This is a genomic window from Leifsonia xyli subsp. cynodontis, from assembly GCF_050632205.1.
Lineage (GTDB): Bacteria > Actinomycetota > Actinomycetes > Actinomycetales > Microbacteriaceae > Leifsonia > Leifsonia xyli_D.
In genome coordinates, this window is record NZ_CP192578.1 from 3,750,149 (window position 1) to 3,773,671 (window position 23,523).

The window sequence follows — 23,523 nt, forward strand, 5'->3', positions numbered from 1 at the left end:
CCTACTCCTCGGTCCGCTCTGCATGGCACCCGCATGATCTGCGGGCGAGGAAGCGGTGGGGTAGCGTCTCGTGGACCGGCGAATGCGCCGGCTCGATCAGCACCTCGATGGCGCGGGACGCGAGCTCCCGGATCGGCTGGCGGACCGTGGACAGTGGAGGGACCGCGTACTCCGAGTGGATCGTGCCGTCGAAGCCGACCACGGCGACGTCCTCGGGGACGCGGAGTCCCAGCTCGGCGGCGGCGTACAGCACGCCGAACGCCTGCTCGTCTGTGGCCGCATAGACAGCACGGGGGCGCCCCGCCTCTGCCAGCCACTCGAGGGCGACCCGGGCGGCATCCGCCCGCGAGGTCTGCGCCCGGCGCGCCTCCGACTCCACCCCCGGGGAGCGGAGGATCGCCCGGGTGAACCCGGCGGCGTGCTGCCGGGCGCCCGCGGAGTCGGTCGGCCCGTTCAGCAGGCCGATTGACGCGTATCCGTGGTCGACGAGGTGCCGCGTCGCCTCCTCGGCTGCATGGTCGTAGTCGATGGTGAGGGACGACGAGGGCTGATCCAGGTCGAGCGGATGGAGGGCGACGATGGGGATGTTCGCCTCCGCCACGCCGTCCAGCTGCGGGTCGTCGGACACCGAGACCAGCACGATGCCATCGACGCGGCGCTCGATGAACGAGCTGAGCTGCTGCAGCTCGCGTTCCTCGCTGCCGGCGGAATCCGCGATGAGGAGGAGGCGGCCCCGGGCGGTGGCCGCCTGTTCGAGTTCGCGGGCCAGCTCGCCGAAGTACGGGTTCGCGATATCGGGGACGACCAGTCCGACGGAGAGCGTCTTTCCCGCGCTCAGCGCCCGGGCGAGGGCGTTCGGCCGGTAGTTCAGCTCGGCGGCCGCTCGGAGCACGCGCTCCCGCGTCGCCGGGGAGACGTTCCGGGGTCCGTTGTTGAAGACGTAGCTGACCACCGCGGTGGATGTGCCGGCCCGTTCGGCGACGTCTCGTCCAGTTGCCACGCATCCCCCTTGGTTCTAATCGATTAGAGAAATCATAGCCAAGGTCTTGCGAAGACCGCACGAGGTGATCTACCGTCATCTAAGCGGTTAGCTCTATCCGCTTAGATTCGAGAGAAGGACAACCCGATGAAGCGTTCCTCCCTCGTCGTCGCGGCCGGTCTGGCGGCGTCGGCGTTGCTCATGAGCGGCTGTTCAGCCGCCGGATCCCCGTCGTCCCCGACGACGGGAACCGTCAACCTGCTGGGTCCGGAAGACCCCAAGACCTTCGCGCCGGTCATCGAAGGCTTCGAGAAGGCGCACCCCGGCGACACGGTGAAGTACACGCAGGTCCCGTTCGACCAGCTGAGCAGCACACTCCAGCAGCGGCTCGCCGCCAAAGACAGCACGATCGACGTCTACACCGTCGACCAGCCCAACATCCCGCAACTCGCTGCGCAGGGATTCCTCGAGGATCTCTCCGACCTCAGGAACCGAGAGAAGACCGCCACGTCGGAGGGCCAGTACAAGATCAACGTGTACGACGGCAAGATGTGGGCGCTGTCGGTGTGGAACTCGACGCAGCTGATGTTCTACAACAAGGACGCTTTGGCCAAGGCGGGCGTCACCCCGCCCAGCGCCGATCCGGCGGAGCGCTGGACCTGGGAGCAGACCCAGGACGCCGCGCGCAAGGCGCAGGCGGCAGGCGTCAAGAACGGCCTCCTGCTCGAGCAGGTCGAGGCCTACTACCAGTTGCAGCCGCTCGTCGAGTCGCTCGGGGAGGCTCCGGCATCACCGGCAAGCAGATGCTGACCCCGGCGGTGGAGACGGCCGGCTGGCAGAAGGCCATGCAGTGGTACGCGGACAGCTTCGCGAGCGGGCTGTCACCGCGCGGCGTCGGCGGGTTCCAGACGTCCCCCGTCTTCGCGAACGGCGACCTCGCATTCTTCGTTGGCGGCCCGTGGGACGTCGGCAACTTCGCCCAGAACGCGAAATTCGACTGGGGTGTGGCTCCCATGCCGTACTTCGAAGGCGGCAAGCAGGTGACGCCGACCGGCTCCTGGTCGTGGGGTATCAACCCGGCCTCCAAGAACAAGCAGCTGGCCAAGGAGTTCCTGGAGTACGCGGCGCTCGACCCCGAAGGCAACCTGCTCACCGCGAAGAACACCACGATCATCCCCTCCGTGACGGCGGCCGAGAAGAAGTACCTGCCCGGCCTGGAGGCTCTCGGCGGCGCGCACAGCGCCGGTGTCGAGAAGCTGGTGACCTACGAGGTCTCTCACACGGCGCTCGCCCGTCCGGTCTCGGTCGGTTACGTGCAGTTCGAGTCGGTGATGGACAAGGCGTTCGCGGACATCCGCAACGGCGCCGACGTCCGGTCCCGTCTCGCCCAGGCGACCCAGCAGCTCAAGGACGCGTGGAGCCAGCTGAAATGACCACCAGCGCCGTCCGCCCCGGAACCCGCAGCACGGGTTCCGGGGCGGCGATAACCCAGCCGCACCGCCGGAGGCGCACGCAGCGGCCGGCTCTGGTCGCCCTCGCCTTCCTCGCTCCGGCCCTGCTCGCCCTCGTCGTGCTCCGGCTCGTGCCCGCCATCGACGCGCTGTGGGAGTCGTTCTTCCACAAGAGCCTGCTGCAGGGCGGCAGCGTGTTCGTCGGCCTCGGCAACTACGCGGAGCTCTTCTCCAGCCGGGACTTCCTGGGGTCGCTCGGCGTGACGCTCCTGTTCACGGTGGTCGTCAATCCGCTCCAGGTGGGTGTCGCCCTCGTGCTGGCGGTGCTCTACACCAAGCGGTCGGCGGGCTCGCGGCTCTGGCGGTCGCTCGTCATCCTCCCGATCGCCGTGCCGCCCGCGGTCTCGGCCGTCATCTGGAGCGTCATCTACCGCCCGGACGGGCTCGCCAACTCGTTCCTGTCGCTGGTCGGCATCCCGCCCCAGCCGTTCCTGACCTCGCCGCAGCAGGCGCTCTGGTGCATCATCGTGCTGCTCTCGTGGATCGGCGTCGGCTACTGGATGCTGTTCCTCATCGCGGGGCTCAACGACATCCCCGCCTCCTACTATGAGGCGGCGTCCCTCGACGGGGCGTCCGGCTGGCGACAGCTCTGGAGCATCACCTTCCCGCTCCTGCGGCGGCCCCTTGCCTTCGTCCTGGTCGCCGACACGGTCTCCAACCTGCTCGTCTTCGCCCCGGTCCAGATCCTCACCAAGGGCGGACCGCAGGGCGCGACGAACCTCCTCATGTACGACATCTACAACCGCGCGTACACGCTGGGCGACCTCAACAAAGCGCAGGCCGAGGTCATCATCCTCGTCCTGCTCACGGTCGCGATCGTGGCGCTGCAGTTCCGGCTTCTGAGGAGCGACGAATCGTGACCTCCACCACCGCTCCGCGTCCGCTCCGCTCCCGGAGCCGGCGCACGCTCGGCTACCTCGGCCTCAGCGTGGCCGCCGCCGTCGTGGGTCTGCTGTTCCTGCTGCCGCTGTGGTGGACCTTCGTCAACTCGCTGCGGCCCGGCGCCGAGACCTTCAGCTACCTGAACCCGCTTCAGTGGCAGACGTTCTTCACGCTGACCCCGACGGTGGACAACTACCTCGCGCTACTGCACAGCGACCTGGGGCGCGCCATCGCCAACTCCCTCTTCGTCAGCGTGACCACCGTCGTCGTCGGGCTGGTGATCTGCGCGATGGCCGCGTTCGGGCTGTCGGCCATCCCCTTCCGCGGGCGGGGGGCACTGTTCTCCATCGTCATCCTGAGCTTCCTCATCCCGTTCGACGCGATCTCCATCCCGCTGGCCGGCCTGTTCCGCGACGGGAACCTCCAGAACACGTTCACGGGCCTGATCCTCCCCGGAATCGGCAACGGGATGGCGATCTTCCTCCTGCGCACGTTCTTCCTCGCGATCCCCGGCGAGCTGGTGGAGGCCGGTCGGCTCGACGGTCTCGGCTGGTGGGGCATCTTCCGCCGCATCTACGTTCCGCTGTCGCGGCCGGCGCTGATCGGCGCCGGGCTGATGCTCTTCCTCTTCCAGTGGCAGGCCTACGTGTGGCCGCTGCTGATGGGCACCGACGATGCGCACATCCTCGGACCGATCGCCCTGGCGAACCTGCAGGGGCAGTTCAGCGTGGACTACGGCGTCATGTTCGCCGCGTCGATCGTGCTGACCGTCATCCCGCTCGCCATCATCGTCGGCTGCCAGCGCTACTTCATCCAATCCGTGAGCACGAGCGGCCTCAAGTAGACCGCCGCCCTGACCGGCCCCCGTCTTTCGACACCAAGGAACACACATGCCCACGCACCGCATCATCCTCGACACCGACATCGGATCGGACGTCGACGACGCGCTCGCTCTCGTTCAGATCCTCGGCACCCCCTCGCTCACGCTCGACGGCGTCACCACCGTCTACGGCGACAGCTCTCTTCGGGCCCGCATCGTGCGGCGCTATGCGGGGCTCGCCGGGGTGGACCTCCTCGCGCACCCCGGCGAGGAGACCCCCTCTCAGGCCGGGACGTCTGGTGGGCCGGCCACGAAGGCACCCTTCACGCCGACCTCGACCGCGAGGCGGTCTCGGACGAGGCTGCCGTGGACTTCCTCCTGCGCCGGGTGCTCGAGAACCCGGGCGAGATCGACATCGTGGCGATCGGTCCGCTGACCAACCTCGCGGGAGCGATCGAAGCGGAACCGCGCTTCGCGAGCGCGGTCCGGGGCCTCTGGATCATGGGCGGTGCGTTCGCCGGAGATGAGCCCGAGCACAACTTCCGCTCGGACACCACGGCGGCCCAGCTCGTCTTCGATGCCCGCATACCGACCGTCGTGACGGGCCTGGAGGTGACTCGCCGGATCGAGATCCGCGGCGACGCTGTGGCGCGAATCGCCGAGGCGGGGCCCGCCGGCGCTGCCCTGTACGCCGACATCGCCCAGTGGTGGGAGTACTGGGACACCGAGTGGAACGTGCCGCACGACCCGGTGACGGTGCTGACGCTCACGCGCCCGGACCTCTTCACGTTCAGCCGACCGGGGACCGTCCGCATTCAGGCCGACGGCGACGGAGCAGGGCGGAGCGCGTTCCGGAGCGATCCGGAGGGATGGGTCCGGGTCGCCATCGACGCGGACGCACGCGCCGTCGGCGACGAGATCGTCCGGGCGGTGGTGTCGGCGGCCGCCCGCGCCCGGGTGCTGGAAGGCTGAGTGCATGCGCGTAGCAGTACTGGGCAGCATCAACGTCGACCTCGTCGCCGCCACCGATCGTCTGCCGGCGCCCGGTGAGACGGTGACGGCGGAGGCGTTCCGGCGGGAGGCCGGAGGCAAGGGCGCCAACCAGGCGTGCGCGGCAGCGCGCCTAGGGGCGGACGTCACGATGTTCGGCGCTGTGGGTTCGGACTCCGTCGCCCGGATTGCGCTCGACGCCCTGCGGGCGGCGGGCGTGCGCACCGAGGACATCAGCCGGGTCGCCGCCCCGACCGGGGTCGCGCTCATCACGACCGACCGGTCGGGCGAGAACCAGATCGTCGTCGTGCCCGGGGCCAACGCCGAGGTCACGCAGCCGGCCGACCTCGGCTTCGAAGTGCTCATCGCACAACTCGAGATCCCGCTCGAGGTGGTCGAAGCGGCCTTCCTCGCGACCGACGCCTTCACCGTGCTCAACGCATCCCCGGCGCGGGACCTCCCCGAGCGGCTGATCCGCCGGGCGGACCTGATCGTCGTGAACGAGCACGAGCACGCGTCCATCCCGACGCTCGCCGAGGCCCGGCGACTGGTCGTGACCTACGGCAGCCGGGGGTCCGCCCTCTACGAGAGGGGCGAGCACCGGTTCACCGTGCCGGCCGTGGAGGTCTCCGCCGTGAACTCCGTCGGCGCAGGAGACGCGTACTGCGCTGCGGTGGCCCTCGCGCTCGCCGCAGGCGATGACCCGCGGAGCGCGCTCGCGACGGCGTCCGCAGTGGGCGCCGCCGCCGTTGCGGACAGGGCCTCACAGCCGGCGCTGCGACCGCTCGGCCACTACCGGGCGTCAGCATGACCGGGCCGCTCTACCTCGACTGCGACACCGGAATCGACGACGCTCTCGCGCTCGCCCTCCTGCTTCGCACCGGTGCGGAGCTGGCCGGCATCGGCACCGTGAGCGGCAACGTCTCGGCGGCGACCGCCGCGAGGAACACGCTCCACCTGCTGGAGCTCGCGGGCCGTCCTGAAATCCCGGTGGCCGTGGGCCGGAACGACCCGCTGGCGGGAGCCTTCGGAGGCGGGGCCGCCCACGTGCACGGGGAGGAGGGCCTGGGTCCGCTGCGGGTGCCGCCGTCGCAGACAGCGCCGATCGCCTCCACGGCCGCCGAGTTGCTCATCGAGCTGTCGCACGCCCGCGCCGGCCGGCTCGCCGTCCTGGCGATCGGGCCGCTGACGAACCTCGCGGAGGCGCTCCTGACCGACCCGACGCTTCCCCAGCGGATCGAACGGGTAACGGTGATGGGTGGAGCCGTCGACGTGCCTGGGAACGTCACAACGGTGGCGGAGGCGAACATCTGGAACGACCCGGAGGCGGCGTCGATCGTCTTCGGAGCGCCGTGGGAGGTCGTGCTCGTCCCGTTGGACGTGACCATGAACCACGTCATCACCGAGCGGGACGTGGCTGCGCTGGCGGCGGACGGCAATGCCCTGCTGGGTGCGGTCGCCCGGGCGTTCGAGGTATATCTGGACTTCTACGAGGGCGTCTTCGGAACCCGGAGTGCCGCCCTCCACGATCCCCTCGCGGCGGCGATCGCGGTCGGAGCCCTTCCGATCACACGCGCCGTGAAGGGCTCGATCACGGTCGACACCAGCCGCGGGCCGGATCGGGGGCGCACGTCGCTCGTGCGGAGAGGCGAGGCGGCCCGCGGTGAGCGCCGGCCGTCGACTTCGGTCGTCATGGAGACGGCGCCGTGCCTTCCGGCGATCATGAACGCCCTCGGTGCCTCGGCGGGGCGCCGATGATCTGGCTCCAGGCGGTCGGCTGGGCGGGGTCCGTTCTCCTGGTCGTGTCCCTCCTTCAGAGCAGAATGCTGGTCCTGCGCTGGCTGAACCTCGCCGCGTCGGTGCTGCTCGTCGGCTTCAACGCCGCCCTGGGAGTGTGGCCGATGGTCGCGATGAACGCAGCCGTCTGCGTCATCGATGCGGTCCACATCCGCCTTCTGAGCCTCACACGTCGCGGTCGAACAGGTCCTCCCACGTCTCCCGTCGGATGACCGCCCTCGCCCCGCCGTCGCGTGCGAACACCACAGGCGGCCGGCGGTAGCCGTTGTAGTTGTTCGCCATGGTGTGCGTGTACGCGCCCGTGGCCGGAACCGCGAGGAGGTCGCCGACCCGGGCGGCCGGCAGCCGGAGCGGGTCGATGAGCACGTCCCCGGACTCGCAGTGGCGGCCGACGACCACGACATCCTCCGCGTCCTCCTCGCGCAGGCGGCCGGCGAGGACGGCTTCGTAGCGCTGCTGGAAGAGGGCGGCCTCCAGGTTGTCGCCCATGCCGCCGTCGACGGCGACGAAGTTCCGCGCGTCCCGTTTGACGGTGGTGACGGTGTAAAGGGTGAACGCCGAGCCGTTCACCATGCTGCGGCCGGGCTCGATGATGATCTCCGCCTCCGCAGGCAGGTGTTCGTCGGCCGCCGCCAGCAGCGCGTCGACGTACTCGTCGACGGTCGCGGGCTGATCGGCGGACGTGTACCGCGCGCCGAGGCCTCCGCCGAGGTCGTAGACCGGGAAGGCGCCCAGCGCGGCGAGCGGTGCGACGGATGCGGCGAGCTCCGCCGCATCCATGATCTGCGAGCCGACATGGGCGTGCACCCCGCGCAGCGCGAGAAGAGGGCTGGCCTCGATCCGGGCGATGACGCGGCGCGCGGCCGCGGGCGTCAGCCCGAACTTGGAACCGACCTGCCCGGTCTGCACGTGCGGATGCGTCGAGGAGGCCACCCCGGGGACGACCCGGACGAGGACGCCCTGCGTGCTCCCCGGCGCGACCAGTTGCTCCAGCCGGTCGACATCGTCCTCGTTGTCGACGACGACGAGGCCGATCCGTGCCTCGACCGCGATCCGCAGCTCCTCCGTGGTCTTGGCGTTCCCGTGCATCACGACGAGCGCAGGATCGACTCCCGCGCGCAGGGCGCTGAGGATCTCGCCGCCGCCGGCGACATCGAGGCCGAGCCCCTCCTCCACCATGACCCGCTGCACGGCGGTGGCCGGGAACGCCTTCGACGCGAAGACGACGCGCGCGTTCGGCCGGCGTGACGTGAGCGCGGTGCGGTACTCGCGTGCCCGTGCGCGCAGCGCGCCCTCGTCGACGACGATGGCGGGCGTGCCGAACTCCCGCGCGAGGTCGTCGACCCGGCACCCGGCGATCACGAGGGTGCCGTCCGGGTCCACGGTTGCTCCGTCCGGGAACAGGTCGAGAAGGGGATGTGGCATGGCTAGGCCCTTTCGTGCGGGACGACGACGACCGGCACGGGGGAGTGACGGACGATCTTGGCGGCGTGCGAGCCGAGGAACACGCGGGCGATCGCGCCGAGCGTGCTCGAGCCGACCACCAGCACCTCCCCGGGCTCCCAGCCGATGTCCGCGATGGCGGACTCCCACGTCTCGCCCATCCCGACGGCGATCCCGGAGACGGTGGGGGCGTCCTGCAGCTCCGTGACCTGGCGCACGACCGCGGCCGCGTGCCGTTCGATGTCGGCCGCCCAGGTGTCCGCGATGGGCAGCTCGGCGTCGAGGCCGGCGCCCGACGTCCCGGAGTCGCGCGGCACGACGGCGAAGGAGGCGACGCGCAGCTCCGCGCCCATCGTCGCGGCCACCCGCGCCGCGCCGAGCACGAGGCCCGCGGAGGCGCCGGTGCCCCGGTAGGCGGCGGTCACCCGGCCCACGCGTGCGCCCTCGCCGGTCCGGTACCCGCGCGGGGCGATGGCGACGGGAACCGGCGAGGCGTGCAGAAGCGCGTCGCTCTCGGAGCCGAGCGCGATGCGCCCCGGCTGCCCGCCCGCTCCCGACCCGACCACGATCAGGGACGCTTCGCGCCGCTCGGCGAGCTCGACCAGCCCGCGCCGCGCCGACGGCGCCTCGTGCAGGAGGTACTCGGCGGGGATGTCACCGCCGAGCACGGCTGCGGCGTGGTCCAGAGCGGTGTTCGCGTTGTCCGCGGTGTAGCCGCGCCACTCCGCATCCGCTCCTCCGGCCGTCGTCGGCCAGGCAGGCGGGTGCACGACGGCGACGACGAGGTCCGTGCCCGCCGAGCGGGCGAGCATCGCGGCCAGGTGCAGCGCCGATGCGGAGCGGTGCGCGGGGTCGACCCCGACGAGGATGCTCATCTCCGGTCCGCCTTCCTGCGCTCGGCCGCCTCGCGGATCTCGCTCCGGCTGGGCTGGCCGAAGCTGCTCGTGTACGGGGCCTCCGAGTCTGCGGCAGGCGGGCCGGCCTGCAGCGCCGAGTGCTTCCGGCCGTAGAACCAGTAGAAGACGAGGAAGACTGCCGTCCAGATGAGGAACACCACGATCGTGATCACGCGCAGCTGGGTGATGATCGCGATGCACCCGGCGATCGACAGGATGGGGATCGTCCAGCCGAACGGCAGCCGGAAGCCGCGCTCCAGCTCCGGCTCCCGCACCCGCAGGATGATGACGCCGAGCGACACGACGAGGAAGGCGACGAGGGTGCCGATGCTCGTCATCTCGGCGAGGAAGTCGATCGGGACGACGGCCGCGAGGATGCCCGTGGCGATCATCACGATGACGGTGTTCTGCACCGGGGTCATGGTCCGCGGGTTCACCTTCGCGAAGACCGGCGGGATCATCCCGTCCCGCGACATGGCGAACAGGATGCGCGTCTGCCCGTACAGCACGACGAGCGTGACCGAGAAGATCGAGATGATGGCGCCGATCGCGACGATGGTCCCGGGCCAGCTGGAGCCGATGATGTTCTGCAGGATGGCGGCGAGTCCCGCATCCTGGTTCGCGAACTTCTCAGGCGCCTGCGCGCCGAGGGCGGCGAGGCTCGTGCCGACGTAGAGCACGATGATGATCACCAGCGCGAAGATGATGGCGAGCGGCAGGTTGCGCTTCGGGTTCTTCGCCTCCTCACCGGCCGTCGACACGGCGTCGAGACCGACGAACGAGAAGAAGATGATGCCGGCGCCGCCGACGATGCCCGCGAATCCCGCGGGGGCGAAGTCGTGGAAGTGGTCGGCGTTCCAGCCCGTGAAGGCGACCGCGCAGAAGAACACCACGACGGCGATCTTGATGACCACCATGATGCTGTTGACGGTCGTGGACTCGCGCGCTCCGCGCAGCAGGAGCAGGGAGCAAAGCACGATGACGATCACCGCGGGCACGTTGACGATGCCGCCCTGCTCGGGTGCCTGCGAGAGCTGCACCGGGAGCTGCCAGCCGACCAGGTTCTGGAGGAGCTGGTTGACGTACTGCGACCAGCCGACGGCGACCGCGGCGGTGGAGACGCCGTACTCCAGCAGCAGGCAGGCGCCGACCGCCATGGCCGTGCCTTCGCCCAGCGTCGCGTACGCGTACGAGTAGGTCGAACCGGAGACCGGGACGGCGCCCGCCATCTCGGCGTAGCAGAGCGCGGTGAGCCCTGCGACGACTCCGCCGATGACGAACGACCAGATGACGGCGGGGCCGGCGACCGGGACCGCCTGGGACAGGATGAAGAAGATCCCCGTTCCGAGCGTCCCGCCGACGCCGATCATGGTCAGCGAGAAGAGGCCGATGCTGCGCTTCAGCTGGGCCTCACCCGCCGCGGGAGGCGTCGTCGGTTTTCTGCGCAGCAGCTGCTGGGCGATGGTGGGCATACCAGTCTCCTTTGATTGGTGGGGGTTATGTCAGTGAAGCCGGGTCACCCGGATGTGATCGACCGCGGGGTCGGCGGCGCCGCGCACATGACCGGATGGTGAGGCGGCGACCGCCTGGAGGAAGGCCACGGTCTGCGCCGTGACCTCCTCGCCCGGGATGAGATTCGGGATGCCGGGTGGATAGGCGGCGAGGGTGTCGGCGGAGATGCGCCCGATCGCGTCCGCCGCGGGCACGAGCTCGGTGCCGGCGAAGAACGCGTCGCGGGGCGGCATGCGCAGGGGTCCGGGCTCCGGAAGCGCGGGGAACGCATGGGCGCCGGCGCCCGATCGTTCGGCAGCGGCCTCCGCCGAGTCCACTGCCGCGACCAGCGCCCCGTGCGCCCGGGCGAGCTCCGGTGCCTTGCCCGCACCGATGAGGGCGACGAGGGTGGTCGCGGTCGACATCTCGAAGAAGATCCCGTCGGCGTCGATGAGGCGCTGCCGCAGCCAGTGGCCGCTGACGCCGGTGCCCGACACGTCGATCGGGACGCGCAACGGGTCGACGGCCGTGATGTCGTCGAACGCACCGAAGCCGTCGCTGAGCACGCCGAAACACGGGTCGGCGCGCAGCGCTGCGCGGAACGCGTCGGCGGCCGCGATCGACCGGCCGATGAGCTCGGCGCCGGTGGCGAGGGAGTGCCGCGCGATGTCGAGCGAGGCCAGCAGCAGTGCCGACGTGGAGGTCGAGGCCGTGATCGAGACGGCCCGCTCGACGAGCGGCTCCAGCGCGTCGGCGAACGGGCCGTCGCCGAGGTGCAGCATGGCCGACTGCGTGAGCGAGCCGCCCAGCTTGTGCGTGCTCGAGACGACCAGATCCGCGCCGAGCCGTGCGGGCGACTCGGGAAGGCCGGGGTGGAAGCCGAAATGCGGTCCCCAGGCGCCGTCGACGATCAGCGGAGCGCCGTGCGCGTGGGCGACCCGGGACAGTCCCGCCACATCGGCGACGGCACCGAAATAGCTGGGCGAGACGAGGTACACCGCGTCGGCCGGATGCCCGGCACGCGCCGCAGCCGTCAGCGCCTCGTCGAGGGAGGCAGGCGAGACGCCGTGCGCGACCCCGTGCACAGGGTCCAAGGACGGCATGACGAACGAGGGGGCCAGGCCGGCGGAGAGCACTCCGTCGCTGAAGCTGGAGTGCGCGCTGCGTTGCGTGAGGATGTTCTCGCCCAGCCCGCGCACCGCGAGCGCGGCGATCCGGTTGGCCTGCGAGGCACCACCCGTCAGGAACCAGGTGCGACGGGCGCCCCACGCGTCCGCCGCGAGCTCGAGGGACCGGCTCAGCGGCGAGCCGTCGCCCAGGTCGACGTCGTCCACCAGCATCGGGATGTCGAGTTGCAGCGGACGCGGGCCGAGGAAGTCCGCGAGCCGGGCGCTGAGGCCGAGCCCGTCGCCGCCGTGGCCGGGGACCATCAGCGCCAGGGGCGCGCGGGCGGCGTGGCGCTCCAGCGCGTCCGCGTACGGCGTTTCCCACTGGCGGAGGTCCGCGGCGGGCGGTGTGCGCACGCGATCGACCGCGGAGGAGGGTGTGGAGGCCATTCCTCCATGGTGAGGGCGCCGCGCGACGACGAGAACCCCCGAAGTCCGCCCTGCCCACATAGACTGTATGTGGCTCGATTCCCGATCACGCGTGTACAAGACAGGAAATCCGATGGCGGATCTGCGTCAGTTCGAGGCGCTCCGGGCGGTCCATGCCGAAGGTTCGGTCACGGCGGCCGCCCGCCGGCTGGGCTGGGGGCAGCCGACGGTCGACTACCACCTCAAGAACCTCGAACGGCTGGTCGGCTCGCCTGTGCTCGCGCGCTCGCCGCGGGGCAGCACACTGACTCCGGTCGGCATGCTCCTCCTCGAGCGCGCGCAGCAGATCCTGACCCTCAGTGAGCGGGCCATCGGGGACGCGCGCGAGTTCGGCGCGCTCGGGCGCGTGCTGCTGCGGTTCGGGACCTTCGCGACCGCGGCGGCGAGCATCCTGCCGTTCGTCGCGGCCTCCGTCGGCGATCTCGGGATCCAGATCGACGCCACGGTGGAGGAGGTCCCCGCGCTCGTCGACCGCATCAACCGCGGCGCGCTGGACGCCGCGCTCGTCTACACGGTGCCCGGCTACGAGCTGCCGTTCAGCCCGGCTGTCACGGCTCTGGAGGTGCATCGCGATCCGCTGATGCTGGCACTGCCCGCCGGCCACCCGCTCGCGTCGCGCCCGGCGATCGATCGCGCCGGCCTGCTCTCGCTCCGTGACGAGCGCTGGCTCTTCGCCACCTCCGCCGACGACGCGATCGACCGGGTGGTCGCGGATGCGTTCGCGGCGGAGGGGCACACCCTCGACGTCGCCATCCGGTCCGACGACTTCCAGGTCCTCCTCGGCATGACCGCCGCACGGATGGTGGTCGGGGTGATCCCGCGTCTGGCGACGACCGCCGAGCACCCCGGCATCGTCCTGCGGCCTATCGACGACCCGTCGTTCGTGCGCTCGATCCTGGTGGCGACGTCGTCCCCCGAGGATGCGCGGCGCCGGCCCTCGGCCGCCGTGCGGCAGCTCGTCGCCGCAGTGCGCGATGGGTTCGCCGCTCTGCGAGCCTCCATGTGAGGCGGAACACCCGGCCTCTCGCCTGTAATCACGCGAGAAAATGACAGTTGCGCAGCGAAATTGTGAAGGCTAACATCATCACATCGACCTCACCGAGGGTCGGTCGCATTCACACAGAAGAGGCAGCGATGCCTCCCTGAACAAGGAGGTTTGGGAACCATGAAACGACGTCTGATCACAGCTCTCGCCGTTGCGGCGGGCGCGGCTCTCGCCCTGTCGGCTTGCTCGAGCGGAGCCGCGGGCGGCTCGGCCGGCTCCGGCGACAAGGTGCTCAAGGTCGGCTTCTCGCAGGTCGGGGCGGAGAGCGGATGGCGCACCGCGAACACGAAGTCGATGAAGGAGGCGTTCAGCTCCAGCAACGGCTACAAGCTGACCTTCTCCGACGCTCAGCAGAAGCAGGAGAACCAGATCTCCGCGATCCGCAGCTTCATCACGCAGGGCGTCGACGCGATCGTCTTCGCCCCGGTGGTCGAGACCGGCTGGGACGACGTGCTGAAGGAGGCCAAGGACGCCGACATCCCGGTCATCCTCGAAGACCGGTCCGTCGACTCCGACCCGAGCCTCTACACCTCGCGCGTCGGCGACGACTTCGAGAAGGAGGGCGAGACCGCCGGAAAGTGGGTGGCCGACAACTTCAAGGGCAAGGCGGCCAACCTGGTGGTGCTCGAGGGGACCACCGGATCGGCCGCGGCGAACGACCGCACCACCGGCTTCAACAAGGCGCTCAAGGGGAGCGACGTGAAGGTCCTCGACTCGCAGACGGGCAACTTCACCCGCTCCGAGGGCAAGACGGTCATGGAGGGCTTCCTGCAGAAGTACGGCAAGAGCATCAACGTGCTGTTCGCCCAGAACGACGACATGGGCCTCGGCGCCCTCGACGCGATCAAGGCGGCGGGCCTGACTCCGGGCAAGGACATCCAAATCGTCACGATCGACGGGACGAAGGACGGCCTCACCGCCCTCGCCGACGGGCAGTTCAACTACGTGGTCGAGTGCAACCCGCTCCTCGGCGACAAGGTGTCCGAGGTCGTGAAGGCGGCGGTCGCCGGCAAGAAGGTGGACAAGCTCTACCTGGCCAAGGATGAGGCGTTCGACCAGGAAGCGGCCAAGAAGGCGCTCCCGACCCGTCCCTACTGATCCGGGCAGGGGTGGCCGCGGCGCTGTCGCGGCCACCCCGTCCCGTCTCCACGACCAGGAGGGTCGAAATGACTGACGAGCAGACCGCCGTCGTCGAGATGCGCGGCATCGGGATCGAGTTCCCCGGTGTGAAAGCTCTGGAGGACGTCGACTTCCGGCTCTTCCCCGGCGAGGTGCACTCGCTGATGGGGGAGAACGGCGCGGGCAAGTCCACGCTGATCAAGGCGCTGACCGGGGTCTACACGCCCGACGCGGGAACCATCGCCGTCTCCGGACGGCCCGTCCGGTTCGGCGGGACCGCGGATGCACAGGCCGCCGGTATCGCGACGGTGTACCAGGAGGTCAACCTCTGCACCAACCTCACCGTCGGCGAGAACGTCATGCTCGGCAACGAGGTGCGCGGTGCGCTCGGCATCGACTGGAAGGCCACGCACCGTCGGGCCGAGGAGCACCTCGCCGCACTGAACCTCGACGTCGACCCGCGCTCGCCGTTGTCGTCGCAGTCGATCGCGGTGCAGCAGCTGATCGCGATCTGCCGCGCCACCGTCATCGACAGCTCCGTGCTGATCCTCGACGAACCGACCTCCAGCCTGGACGCGTCGGAGGTCGAGCGGCTGTTCGCGGTCATACGGCAGTTGCGGGACCGCGGGGTCGCCATCCTCTTCGTCTCCCACTTCCTCGACCAGGTGTACGAGATCTCCGACCGCCTCACGGTGCTCCGCAACGGACGACTCGTCGGCGAGTACCCGGTCGGCGACCTGCCGCGCGACCAGCTCATCGGGAAGATGCTGGGCCGCCAGCTCACAGAACTCGAGATGCTGGAGCACCGCACCGCCGACGCGACCGTCGAGCGCTCGGGCACGCCCGTCCTCAAAGTGCTCGGCCTCGGCAAGCGCGGCCAGATCAAGCCGTTCGACCTCGAGCTCTACGAGGGTGAGGTCGTCGGCCTCGCCGGGCTCCTCGGATCCGGTCGCACCGAGCTCGCCCGGATCCTGTACGGCGCCGACCGGCCCGACAGCGGCTCCAGCTGGGTGAACGGCCGCTCGGTGCACATCACCACCCCGCGCGCGGCGGTCGACCACCGGCTGGCGTTCTCGTCGGAGGACCGGCGGAGCGAGGGGATCATCGGCGACCTCACCGTGCGCGAGAACATCGTGCTCGGCGTGCAGGCCAAGCGCGGCTGGGCGAAGCCCCTCCCGCGCCCGCAGCAGGACGCCCTGGTCGGCGAGTACATCGAAGCGCTCGACATCCGGCCTGCGAATCCCAACGCGCTGATCCGCAACCTCTCCGGCGGCAACCAGCAGAAGGTGCTGCTCGCCCGGTGGCTGGCGACCCAGCCGGAGGTGCTGATCCTGGACGAGCCGACCCGCGGCATCGACGTGGGAGCGAAGGCCGACATCCAGAAACTCGTCACCAAGCTCGCGGCCGACGGCATGGCCGTGCTATTCATCTCGTCGGAGCTCGAAGAGGTCGCCCGCCTGTCGCAGCGCATCTACGTGCTCCGCGACCGGGAAACGATCGCCGAGATCGAGAATCAGGAAGGCATCGACGTGGACGACATCGTCACCCTCATCGCGAGCGGACCGGCTCCCGCATGATCGCCCGCATCGTCCACCACCGGCTGTTCTGGCCGGTCGCCGCCCTCGTCGTGCTCATCGCGATCAACACGATCTCCCGTCCGAGCTTCCTCAGCGTCACCGTCAACGACGGCCAGCTGTACGGGTCGCTGATCGACATCCTCCGCAACAGCGCGCCGCTCATGCTCGTCGCGCTCGGGATGACGCTGGTGATCGCCACCCGGGGCATCGACCTCTCGGTCGGGGCCATCATCGCCATCTCCGGCGCGGTCGCGCTGAGCATCATCGCCGGAGCGTCCGACCCGAACTCGGCGGGCGTCGTCGCGGTCGCGGTGCTCGCCGCCGTCGGCATCAGCCTGCTCTGCGGGCTCTGGAACGGCTTCCTCGTCGCGGGGCTCGGCATCCAGCCGATCATCGCGACGCTCGTGCTCATGCTCGCCGGCCGTGGCATCGCGATGCTGATCACCCAGGGTCAGATCACGACGATCACGAGCGCGCCGTACGCCTTCTTCGCGTCCGGGTACGTCTTCGGCCTGCCGTTCGCGTTCTACGTCGCCGCCGCGGCGATCGTCCTCGTCAGCGTGACCGTCCGCCGCACCGCACTCGGCGTGCTGCTCGAGTCGGTCGGCATCAACCCGCAGGCCAGCCGCCTCGCCGGCGTCCGCAGTCGTGGCATCATCTGGGCGGTGTACGGCGTGAGCGGGTTCCTGGCCGGCATCGCGGGCATCCTCTACAGCTCCAACATCATGGCCGCGGACGCCAACAACGCCGGCCTCAACATGGAGGTGGATGCGATCCTCGCGGTCGTCATCGGCGGCACGTCGCTGGCCGGGGGCAAGTTCCTCCTCTCCGGCACGGTGGTCGGCGTGTACATCATCCAGACGCTGACCTCCACGATCACCTTCCTGGGCGTCCCGCCCGCGGTGACGCCGCTGTTCAAGGCGATCGTCGTGATCGCCGTCTGCCTCATCCAGTCCCGTCGCGTGCGCGAGTACCTCGCCGCCCGCCGCAAAGCCCGCGCCGTCGCCCGCGTCGGAGCGGAGAGAGTCCCGGTGGCCCAATGACGACCAGCATCGAGACCCCGCGCAGCACCGGCCGCCCCGCGGCGCGCACCTACGACGCCCGCCACCGCTGGCGGGTCCGCCTGGTGGCCTGGCTGCCCGTGCTCGCCACGGCCGGCATCCTCATCGTCATGTTCATCGCCGGGGAGGTGCTGTTCGGCAACTTCATCACCCCGCGGCTGATCTCGTCGCTGCTCCTCGACAACGCGTACCTGATCGTCCTCGCCGTCGGCATGACCTTCGTCATCATCACGGGAGGCATCGACCTGTCGGTCGGCGCGGTCGTCGCCTTCAGCGGCATCCTGGGCGCGCAGCTGCTGCACACCGGCTGGCCGGCGTACGTCGTGATCCCGGTCATGGTGCTGAGCGGCTCGGTCATCGGCCTCGTCATTGGAGTCATGGTGCAGGTGTTCGACATCCAGCCGTTCATAGCGTCGCTCGCCGCGATGTTCCTCGCCCGCGGCCTGGCCTACGTCGTCAGCCTGCAGTCGCTGCCGATCACCGACCCGGCGGTGCTGTGGCTGCAGTCGACGCGCATCAAGCTCGGCGGCGGCTGGTACTTCACGCCGACCGTCATCCTCGCCCTCGTCATCGTCGCGATCGCCTTCTGGGTGCTGCACTACACGCGCTTCGGCCGCACGGTGTACGCGATCGGCGGCAACGAGCAGTCCGCGCGGCTGATGGGCTTGCCGGTCCGGCGCGTCCGGCTCGCGGTCTACGTGATCAGCGGGACGTGCGCGGGGGTCGCCGGGTGGATCTTCGCCTCGTACACGGGCTCGGGGTACAGCCTCTCCGGGCTCGGCATGGAGCTCGATGCCATCGCCGCGGTGGTCATCGGCGGGACCATCCTCACCGGCGGCAGCGGCTACGTGATCGGCTCGCTGCTCGGCGTGATGGTCTACGGCCTGATCGAGATCAGCATCACGTACATCGGCGTCGACTCGTGGTGGACGAAGATCGTGATCGGCTCGCTCCTCCTCATCTTCGTGGTGCTGCAGCGCTTCATCGTCTCGCGGCGACGGGCGAGGTGACGCGAGCCGCTAGAGTGCACTGGAAGTGCCCGGCGAGACGATGGTGTGAGGTGCGATGACGCAGCAGCCGCCTGCGCTCGAGATGCGGGGGATCTCCGTCGTCTATCCGGGCGTCACGGCCCTCGACGGCGTCGATTTCCGGATGTTCCCGGGCGAGGTGCACTCCCTCCTGGGTGAGAACGGGGCCGGCAAGTCGACGCTGATCAAGGCGATGACGGGCGCGACCCGGTTCGACCGCGGCGAGATGCGCCTCTTCGGGGAGAGCGTGCGGTTCGGCGACCCCGTGGCAGCGCAGCAGGCGGGCATCAGCGCGGTCTACCAGGAGGTCACGCTCATCCCCGAGCTGACCGTCGGCGAGAACGTCATGCTCGGCCGGGAGCCACGCCGCCTCGGATCGATCGACTGGGCGGCCACCCACCGGATGGCCCAGGCCGCCCTGGACTCCCTCAACGTGGACATCGACCCGCGCACCCCGCTGGCGTCGCACTCGTTCGCGGTGCAGCAGCTGGTGTCGATCGCTCGCACGGTGGCCGCGGACGCCCGGGTCGTCGTCCTGGACGAGCCCACCTCCAGCCTCGACACCGACGAGGTGACGGACCTCTTCCGCGTCATCCGCACGATGAAGGAGCAGGGCGTAGCGGTGCTCTTCGTGTCGCACTTCCTGGAGCAGGTGTACGAGATCTCCGACCGCCTCACGGTGCTCCGCGACGGCCGGCTGGTCGGCGAGTACCTGCCCGACCAGCTGCTGCGGATCGAGCTGGTGAAGAAGATCGTCGGGCGCGACATCGACGAGTTGACCGCATCCCGCCCCGGAACCGGGGAGGACGGGACGGATGGAATGGGCGCGCCGCTGCTTACGGCCGACGGGCTGCAGCGTGGCCGGGCGATCCGGCCCTTCGACCTGGAGGTGCACGAAGGCGAGATCGTCGGCGTCGCCGGGCTGCTCGGCTCCGGGCGCACCGAGCTGGCCCGCGTGCTCTCCGGCGTGGATCAGCCGGACGGCGGGACCATGGTCGTCGAGCAACGTCGCCGGCGGTTCACGTCGCCCCGCACGGCGATCCGCGCCGGGGTGATCTACTCGTCCGAGAACCGGGTGACCGAGGGCATCCTGCCCGAGCTGACGATCCGCGAGAACATCGTGCTGGCTGTGCAGGCGGACCGGGGATGGTTCCGCCCGCTGTCGAAGAAGCGGCAGACCGAACTCGCGCTCAGCTACATCGAGATGCTGCGCATCCGCCCGGCCGACCCCGAGGCGCCCGCCGGCACCCTCTCGGGCGGCAACCAGCAGAAGGTGCTGCTCGCTCGGTGGCTCGCCATGGCGCCCAAGCTCCTGATCCTGGACGAGCCGACGCGCGGCATCGACATCGGCGCGAAGGTCGAGCTGCAGCGCCTGGTGCTCGAGCTCGCCGCGAACGGGATGGCCGTGCTCTACATCTCCGCAGAACTGGAGGAGGTGCTCCGCCTCGGCCAGCGCATCGTCGTGCTCCGCGACCACGAGCTGGTGGCCGACATCGTCAACGACGGCCTCACGATCGACAACGTCCTCGCCCTGATCGCCTACGCCGGGGCCGGGAGCCCGGCGGGCGGCAGCGATAATGAGTAGCAGGCTGACGGACGGACACGTGGCGAAGAATCCCGAGAACCCGAGGAAGGCGAACATCTTCGATGTCGCCCGGCTTGCTGGCGTCTCCCACCAGACCGTCTCCCGGGTGCTCAACGACCTCCCGAACGTCCGTCCCGCCACGCGCAAGCGCGTCGAGGACGCGATCCGCCAGCTGCACTACACGCCGTCGCCGGCCGCCCGGGCGCTCGTCACCAAGCGCTCCCGGACGATCGGACTGGTCCAGGCGTCGGCGGGCGAGTACGGCCCGTCGCAGACGGCCCTCGCGTTCAGCGAGGCGGCGCGCGACGCCCAGTACGTCGTCCTGACGATCGAGATGGCGACGGGCGAGGGCGGCGCCGTCCGGAACGCCGTCGAGACCCTGGTGCGGCAGAACGTCGAGGGCGTGGTGCTCATCTGCGACAACCGCTACGTGCTGGATGCGATCTACGAGTCGGAGATCGGCATCCCGATCGTGTCGATCGACGCGGGCGCCCCGGCGCACTCGCTCTCGGCGAGCATCGACCAGGTGGGCGGAGCGCGGCAGGCCGTCCGGCACCTGATCGAGCTCGGCCACCGCGACATCCTGCACCTGGCGGGCCCCATGCACTCGCCGGACGCCCAGGCGCGGATCGAGGGATGGCGTGCAGAGCTCGCCGAGGACGGCCTGGTCGCCCGGCCGCACGGCGTGGGCGACTGGACGGCCTCGAGCGGCTACCAGTTCGGCCGCACGTTCCCGGTGGCGGAGCCCTTCACCGCGGCCTTCGTCGCCAACGACCAGATGGCGATCGGCTTCATCAGCGCCCTCACCGAGCGCGGCTACCGCGTACCGGGCGACGTCAGCGTCGTCGGCTTCGACGACATCCCCGAGGCGCAGTACGTACACCCGGGGCTGACCACGGTCCGGCAGGACTTCAGCGCGCTCGGACAGTCTGCGCTCTCCCTCGTGCTCGAGGTCGTCGACGGCGGCGAGGATGTGCGGTCGGCCGGCCCGCTCCCGACGGCCCTGCAGGTGCGCGGGTCGACCGCGGAGCGCGGGGCGCAGGCGGCGAATGCGGCGGCGATCGCGGTCGAGGCCGGCTGATACAACGCTTCGGCAACGTCCATTTGCGTCAACAGGTTTGACGCTCCTAGCGTGGCGTCAATCGTTTGAAGTCAAACGATTGACGAACGAAGGGGCCCCGATGTTGACGATGAAGGACATCGCCTCGCATGTCGGCGTCTCCGTGTCCAGCGTCAGCCTCGTGCTCAGCGGACGGGGCGAGGGGCGTGTCAACGCAGGCGTGGCGAAGCGGATCCGGGATGTCGCCGACGAGCTCGGTTACGTGCCGAATCAACTCGCCCGATCGCTCAAGACCAAGCAGAGCCGCACGATCGGAGTGGTGTCGGACCAGGTCGCCACCGTCCCGTTCTCCGCGCACATGCTGGCCGGCGCTCAGCAGGCGGCCTGGGAGAGCGGCTTCATGCTGATGCTCATCGACACCTACGGCAATGACGAGGTGCAGACGCCCGCCGTGCAGTCGTTGCTGCAGCGCAACATCGAAGGCCTCATCGTCGCCACCAACTTCCACAAGGTCGTCGAGGTCCCGCTCGTCCCGCCGACGATGCCGGTCGTCATCCTGGATGGGCGTCCGGCCGACGACTCGCACCCGACGGTGGACTACGTGGTACCGGACGAGGAGCTGGGCGCCTACTCCTCGACCCGGATGCTCCTGGACGCCGGCCACACCAGGATCGGCTTCTGCGATGTCGCCGCGTACCCCATCGCCTCGCGCCTCCGCGAGCGCGGATACCGCAGGGCCCTGGAGGAGAGCGGTCTCTCCTATGACCCGTCGCTCACCGTCGTCGCCGAGGATGCGGCGACCCGCTTCGCGCTCGAACCTGCGCGGCGGCTGCTCGACCGGCGAGACCGGCCGACGGCCGTGTTCTGTTTCAGCGACCAGACCGCCATGGGCTTCTACACCGTCGCCCGGCGTCTGGGGCTGGACGTCCCGCAGGACGTCTCGCTCGCCGGGTTCGACAACCAGGAATTCGTCGCCGAGGCGCTCGATCCCGGGCTGACCACCGTCCAGCTCCCGCACCGCGACATGGGGGAGTGGGCGGTCCGGCGGCTCGTCGGCCGACTCGACGGTTCGCTCGACGGCGCCGATCCCGCCGGCTACCTCATGCCCTGCGCACCCGTCATACGCCAGTCGATCGGGCCGCCCGGCACGATCTGACGGAGACCTCAGCAGCCCACCACCACGAACCACCCACCGGAGGCACCGGTGGCGTGAGCCTGCCCTCATGCCGCCCTGCCCCCATCACCGCACCACCCGATGCAAAGGAGCAACGCAATGACATCACCCCGAAAGCCGGGCGCCCGCAGGGTCGCCCGTCTCGCCGCGGCGGCCGCGGCCATGGCTGTCGCCGCCGCAGGCCTCGTCGCCTGCAGCGGCGGAGGCGGAGGAGACGCCGGCAAGACATTCACGATCCTGCAGTACGAAGACCCGAAGACCGCTCAGGGTCAGGGCTGGCAGCTCGCCCTCGAGCTGTTCAAGAAGAAGCACCCGGACGTGAAGGTCGACTTCCAGACGACCAGCTTCGACGCGGTCCGCAAGAACGCGAAGCTCACCCTCGGCGGCAACAAGGTCCCGGATGTCGTTGAGTTCAACAAGGGCAACGCCGACGGCGGCCAGCTCGCCAGCCAAGGCCTGCTCACCCCGCTCACGGACGAGGTGAAGAAGCACGGCTGGGACAAGAAGGTCACCGGCGGCATGCAGTCGTTCGCCAAGTACGACGAGCAGGGCAAGGCCGGCTCGGGTGACTGGTACGGCATCCCGAACATCGGAGAGTACGTCACCTTCTACTACAACAAGGACCTGTTCGCGAAGGCGGGCATCACAGCCGAGCCGAAGTCGATGGACGAGTTCGTCGCCACCATGCAGAAGCTGCAGGCTGCGGGAATCACCCCGGTCTCCTCGTCCGCCTCCACCAACCAGGGATTCAACCAGATGTGGGTCTGGTACTCCCTGGTCTCGGCCTACGCCGACCGCACGCAGATCGACGACTTCATGTTCCTCAAGGGCAAGGTCGACTTCTCCGCCGACCCCTGGAAGAAGGGAACCGAGCAGTTCCAGGACTGGATCGACAAGGGGTACCTGGGGACAGACCTCGCCGGCCTCACCTACGAGCAGGCGAACGTCAACTTCCTCAGCGGCAAGACCGGGATGCTGATCTGGAACAACGGCGTGTTCTCGCGCGTGAAGGATCAGAAGGACTTCGCGTGGGGGTACTTCACCCTCCCCGGAGCCAACATGTCGATGGGTTCCTCCGGCCACCTGTGGGGCGTCCCCGCGAAGGCGAAGAACAAGGATCTCGCCTACGACTGGATCGACACGACCCTGAGCCCCGAGGTGCAGAACAAGATCGGCGAGCTCGGCGGTCTGCCGCTGGCCGGTGACTCGTCGAAGATCACGGACCCGGTCACCCGCGCGTACACCGAGCGGTTCGACGAGATCGTCAAGGCCGACACCCTCACCTTCTACCCGGACTACCCGGTGCCCGGGCTTCTGGACTTCATCCAGACCAACATGGCCGCGATGTCCAACAAGAACGAGACGGCCGACGAGTACATCGCCAAGCTGCAGAAGTTCTACGACGACGGCAAGAAAGCGACCGATCAAGGCTGACGGGCCAATGGGGGCCGTCCTCGGGCGGCCCCCATG

22 protein-coding genes and 1 pseudogene are annotated in these 23,523 nt (G+C 69.7%); 18 read left to right on the plus strand and 5 right to left on the minus strand.

Features of this window, described 5'->3' with window-relative positions; all coding sequences use genetic code 11:
* Window position 1: 1 nt before the first annotated feature.
* Window positions 2-1,000 (minus strand): LacI family DNA-binding transcriptional regulator, encoded by a 999-nt coding sequence (locus tag ACQ86M_RS18840; RefSeq protein WP_431246567.1) that lies wholly within the window; start codon window positions 998-1,000, stop codon window positions 2-4.
* Window positions 1,001-1,126: 126 nt separating this feature from the next.
* On the opposite strand from ACQ86M_RS18840, the gene ACQ86M_RS18845 reads away from it, so the two are divergent.
* The 9 genes and pseudogenes from ACQ86M_RS18845 to ACQ86M_RS18885 all read left to right on the plus strand — a co-directional run bounded on the left by ACQ86M_RS18845 (window position 1,127) and on the right by ACQ86M_RS18885 (window position 7,191).
* On the plus strand, window positions 1,127-1,789 hold the full coding sequence (locus ACQ86M_RS18845; RefSeq protein ID WP_431246568.1) for an ABC transporter substrate-binding protein: 663 nt from the start codon (window positions 1,127-1,129) through the stop codon (window positions 1,787-1,789).
* A complete protein-coding gene (locus ACQ86M_RS18850) occupies window positions 1,783-2,412 on the plus strand; it encodes an extracellular solute-binding protein (protein WP_431246569.1) in 630 nt (209 codons plus the stop codon). Before ACQ86M_RS18845 ends, ACQ86M_RS18850 begins: the two co-directional genes overlap by 7 nt.
* Window positions 2,409-3,350 carry a carbohydrate ABC transporter permease gene (locus ACQ86M_RS18855; protein WP_431246570.1) on the plus strand — a complete coding sequence of 314 codons (942 nt, stop codon included), beginning with the start codon at window positions 2,409-2,411 and terminating at the stop codon, window positions 3,348-3,350. The genes ACQ86M_RS18850 and ACQ86M_RS18855 overlap by 4 nt, the downstream gene beginning before the upstream one ends.
* Window positions 3,347-4,216, plus strand: a complete 870-nt coding sequence (locus tag ACQ86M_RS18860; protein WP_431246571.1) for a carbohydrate ABC transporter permease — start codon at window positions 3,347-3,349, stop codon at window positions 4,214-4,216. The genes ACQ86M_RS18855 and ACQ86M_RS18860 overlap by 4 nt, the downstream gene beginning before the upstream one ends.
* A gap of 46 nt (window positions 4,217-4,262) precedes the next feature.
* Window positions 4,263-4,628, plus strand: coding sequence for a nucleoside hydrolase (locus ACQ86M_RS18865; RefSeq protein WP_431246572.1), 366 nt, complete (start codon window positions 4,263-4,265; stop codon window positions 4,626-4,628).
* Window positions 4,556-5,164: pseudogene (locus ACQ86M_RS18870) on the plus strand (nucleoside hydrolase); the annotation flags it as partial. The gene ACQ86M_RS18865 and the pseudogene ACQ86M_RS18870, both read left to right, overlap by 73 nt.
* A 4-nt stretch (window positions 5,165-5,168) precedes the next feature.
* Window positions 5,169-5,993, plus strand: a complete 825-nt coding sequence (locus ACQ86M_RS18875) for a ribokinase (protein ID WP_431246573.1) — start codon at window positions 5,169-5,171, stop codon at window positions 5,991-5,993.
* Window positions 5,990-6,940, plus strand: a complete 951-nt coding sequence (locus ACQ86M_RS18880; protein ID WP_431246574.1) for a nucleoside hydrolase — start codon at window positions 5,990-5,992, stop codon at window positions 6,938-6,940. Before ACQ86M_RS18875 ends, ACQ86M_RS18880 begins: the two co-directional genes overlap by 4 nt.
* On the plus strand, window positions 6,937-7,191 hold the full coding sequence (locus ACQ86M_RS18885) for a hypothetical protein (RefSeq protein WP_431246575.1): 255 nt from the start codon (window positions 6,937-6,939) through the stop codon (window positions 7,189-7,191). The genes ACQ86M_RS18880 and ACQ86M_RS18885 overlap by 4 nt, the downstream gene beginning before the upstream one ends.
* Here ACQ86M_RS18885 and lysA read toward each other — a convergent pair.
* Genes lysA through ACQ86M_RS18905 form a run of 4 tightly spaced genes read right to left on the minus strand, consistent with a single transcriptional unit; the run spans window position 7,145 to window position 12,365 of the window.
* A complete protein-coding gene (gene lysA, locus ACQ86M_RS18890; protein ID WP_431246576.1) occupies window positions 7,145-8,404 on the minus strand; it encodes a diaminopimelate decarboxylase in 1,260 nt (419 codons plus the stop codon). The genes ACQ86M_RS18885 and lysA overlap by 47 nt on opposite strands.
* A gap of 2 nt (window positions 8,405-8,406) precedes the next feature.
* Window positions 8,407-9,297, minus strand: coding sequence for a universal stress protein (locus tag ACQ86M_RS18895; protein WP_431246577.1), 891 nt, complete (start codon window positions 9,295-9,297; stop codon window positions 8,407-8,409).
* Complete coding sequence (locus ACQ86M_RS18900; protein WP_431246578.1) at window positions 9,294-10,790, minus strand: amino acid permease; 1,497 nt, start codon at window positions 10,788-10,790, stop codon at window positions 9,294-9,296. The genes ACQ86M_RS18895 and ACQ86M_RS18900 overlap by 4 nt, the downstream gene beginning before the upstream one ends.
* A 30-nt stretch (window positions 10,791-10,820) precedes the next feature.
* Entirely contained in the window at window positions 10,821-12,365 is a 1,545-nt protein-coding gene (locus tag ACQ86M_RS18905) for an aminotransferase class I/II-fold pyridoxal phosphate-dependent enzyme (protein ID WP_431246579.1), read from the minus strand.
* Between the two features lie 112 nt (window positions 12,366-12,477).
* Between ACQ86M_RS18905 and ACQ86M_RS18910 the strand changes: the two genes are divergently transcribed.
* From ACQ86M_RS18910 to ACQ86M_RS18950, 9 genes are all read left to right on the plus strand, one after another.
* The gene (locus tag ACQ86M_RS18910) at window positions 12,478-13,410 is read left to right on the plus strand and encodes a LysR family transcriptional regulator (RefSeq protein ID WP_431246580.1); all 933 of its coding nucleotides are present in this window, start codon (window positions 12,478-12,480) and stop codon (window positions 13,408-13,410) included.
* A 159-nt stretch (window positions 13,411-13,569) separates the two neighbouring features.
* Complete coding sequence (locus ACQ86M_RS18915) at window positions 13,570-14,547, plus strand: ABC transporter substrate-binding protein (RefSeq protein WP_431246581.1); 978 nt, start codon at window positions 13,570-13,572, stop codon at window positions 14,545-14,547.
* 68 nt (window positions 14,548-14,615) lie between these two features.
* Entirely contained in the window at window positions 14,616-16,145 is a 1,530-nt protein-coding gene (locus ACQ86M_RS18920; RefSeq protein ID WP_431246582.1) for a sugar ABC transporter ATP-binding protein, read from the plus strand.
* On the plus strand, window positions 16,142-17,188 hold the full coding sequence (locus tag ACQ86M_RS18925; RefSeq protein WP_431246583.1) for an ABC transporter permease: 1,047 nt from the start codon (window positions 16,142-16,144) through the stop codon (window positions 17,186-17,188). The genes ACQ86M_RS18920 and ACQ86M_RS18925 overlap by 4 nt, the downstream gene beginning before the upstream one ends.
* A complete protein-coding gene (locus ACQ86M_RS18930) occupies window positions 17,185-18,216 on the plus strand; it encodes an ABC transporter permease subunit (RefSeq protein WP_431220020.1) in 1,032 nt (343 codons plus the stop codon). The genes ACQ86M_RS18925 and ACQ86M_RS18930 overlap by 4 nt, the downstream gene beginning before the upstream one ends.
* A gap of 55 nt (window positions 18,217-18,271) precedes the next feature.
* A complete protein-coding gene (locus ACQ86M_RS18935) occupies window positions 18,272-19,819 on the plus strand; it encodes a sugar ABC transporter ATP-binding protein (protein ID WP_431246584.1) in 1,548 nt (515 codons plus the stop codon).
* Between the two features lie 19 nt (window positions 19,820-19,838).
* Window positions 19,839-20,900, plus strand: a complete 1,062-nt coding sequence (locus ACQ86M_RS18940; protein ID WP_431246585.1) for a LacI family DNA-binding transcriptional regulator — start codon at window positions 19,839-19,841, stop codon at window positions 20,898-20,900.
* Between the two features lie 100 nt (window positions 20,901-21,000).
* Window positions 21,001-22,035 carry a LacI family DNA-binding transcriptional regulator gene (locus ACQ86M_RS18945; protein ID WP_431246586.1) on the plus strand — a complete coding sequence of 345 codons (1,035 nt, stop codon included), beginning with the start codon at window positions 21,001-21,003 and terminating at the stop codon, window positions 22,033-22,035.
* 117 nt (window positions 22,036-22,152) lie between these two features.
* Entirely contained in the window at window positions 22,153-23,487 is a 1,335-nt protein-coding gene (locus ACQ86M_RS18950; RefSeq protein ID WP_431246587.1) for an ABC transporter substrate-binding protein, read from the plus strand.
* Window positions 23,488-23,523 lie beyond the last annotated feature (36 nt).

What these genes read in the sequence shown, in the direction of transcription:
- ACQ86M_RS18915 (WP_431246581.1), top strand. Translation starts at nt 13,570, where the DNA reads ATGAAACGACGTCTGATCACAGCTCTCGCCGTTGCGGCGGGCGCGGCT.
- ACQ86M_RS18905 (WP_431246579.1), bottom strand. Translation starts at nt 12,365, where the DNA reads ATGGCCTCCACACCCTCCTCCGCGGTCGATCGCGTGCGCACACCGCCC.
- ACQ86M_RS18925 (WP_431246583.1), top strand. Translation starts at nt 16,142, where the DNA reads ATGATCGCCCGCATCGTCCACCACCGGCTGTTCTGGCCGGTCGCCGCC.
- ACQ86M_RS18920 (WP_431246582.1), top strand. Translation starts at nt 14,616, where the DNA reads ATGACTGACGAGCAGACCGCCGTCGTCGAGATGCGCGGCATCGGGATC.
- ACQ86M_RS18935 (WP_431246584.1), top strand. Translation starts at nt 18,272, where the DNA reads ATGACGCAGCAGCCGCCTGCGCTCGAGATGCGGGGGATCTCCGTCGTC.
- ACQ86M_RS18845 (WP_431246568.1), top strand. Translation starts at nt 1,127, where the DNA reads ATGAAGCGTTCCTCCCTCGTCGTCGCGGCCGGTCTGGCGGCGTCGGCG.
- ACQ86M_RS18945 (WP_431246586.1), top strand. Translation starts at nt 21,001, where the DNA reads ATGTTGACGATGAAGGACATCGCCTCGCATGTCGGCGTCTCCGTGTCC.
- ACQ86M_RS18880 (WP_431246574.1), top strand. Translation starts at nt 5,990, where the DNA reads ATGACCGGGCCGCTCTACCTCGACTGCGACACCGGAATCGACGACGCT.
- ACQ86M_RS18930 (WP_431220020.1), top strand. Translation starts at nt 17,185, where the DNA reads ATGACGACCAGCATCGAGACCCCGCGCAGCACCGGCCGCCCCGCGGCG.
- ACQ86M_RS18875 (WP_431246573.1), top strand. Translation starts at nt 5,169, where the DNA reads ATGCGCGTAGCAGTACTGGGCAGCATCAACGTCGACCTCGTCGCCGCC.
- ACQ86M_RS18910 (WP_431246580.1), top strand. Translation starts at nt 12,478, where the DNA reads ATGGCGGATCTGCGTCAGTTCGAGGCGCTCCGGGCGGTCCATGCCGAA.
- ACQ86M_RS18895 (WP_431246577.1), bottom strand. Translation starts at nt 9,297, where the DNA reads ATGAGCATCCTCGTCGGGGTCGACCCCGCGCACCGCTCCGCATCGGCG.
- ACQ86M_RS18885 (WP_431246575.1), top strand. Translation starts at nt 6,937, where the DNA reads ATGATCTGGCTCCAGGCGGTCGGCTGGGCGGGGTCCGTTCTCCTGGTC.
- lysA (WP_431246576.1), bottom strand. Translation starts at nt 8,404, where the DNA reads ATGCCACATCCCCTTCTCGACCTGTTCCCGGACGGAGCAACCGTGGAC.
- ACQ86M_RS18865 (WP_431246572.1), top strand. Translation starts at nt 4,263, where the DNA reads ATGCCCACGCACCGCATCATCCTCGACACCGACATCGGATCGGACGTC.
- ACQ86M_RS18900 (WP_431246578.1), bottom strand. Translation starts at nt 10,790, where the DNA reads ATGCCCACCATCGCCCAGCAGCTGCTGCGCAGAAAACCGACGACGCCT.
- ACQ86M_RS18855 (WP_431246570.1), top strand. Translation starts at nt 2,409, where the DNA reads ATGACCACCAGCGCCGTCCGCCCCGGAACCCGCAGCACGGGTTCCGGG.
- ACQ86M_RS18950 (WP_431246587.1), top strand. Translation starts at nt 22,153, where the DNA reads ATGACATCACCCCGAAAGCCGGGCGCCCGCAGGGTCGCCCGTCTCGCC.
- ACQ86M_RS18850 (WP_431246569.1), top strand. Translation starts at nt 1,783, where the DNA reads ATGCTGACCCCGGCGGTGGAGACGGCCGGCTGGCAGAAGGCCATGCAG.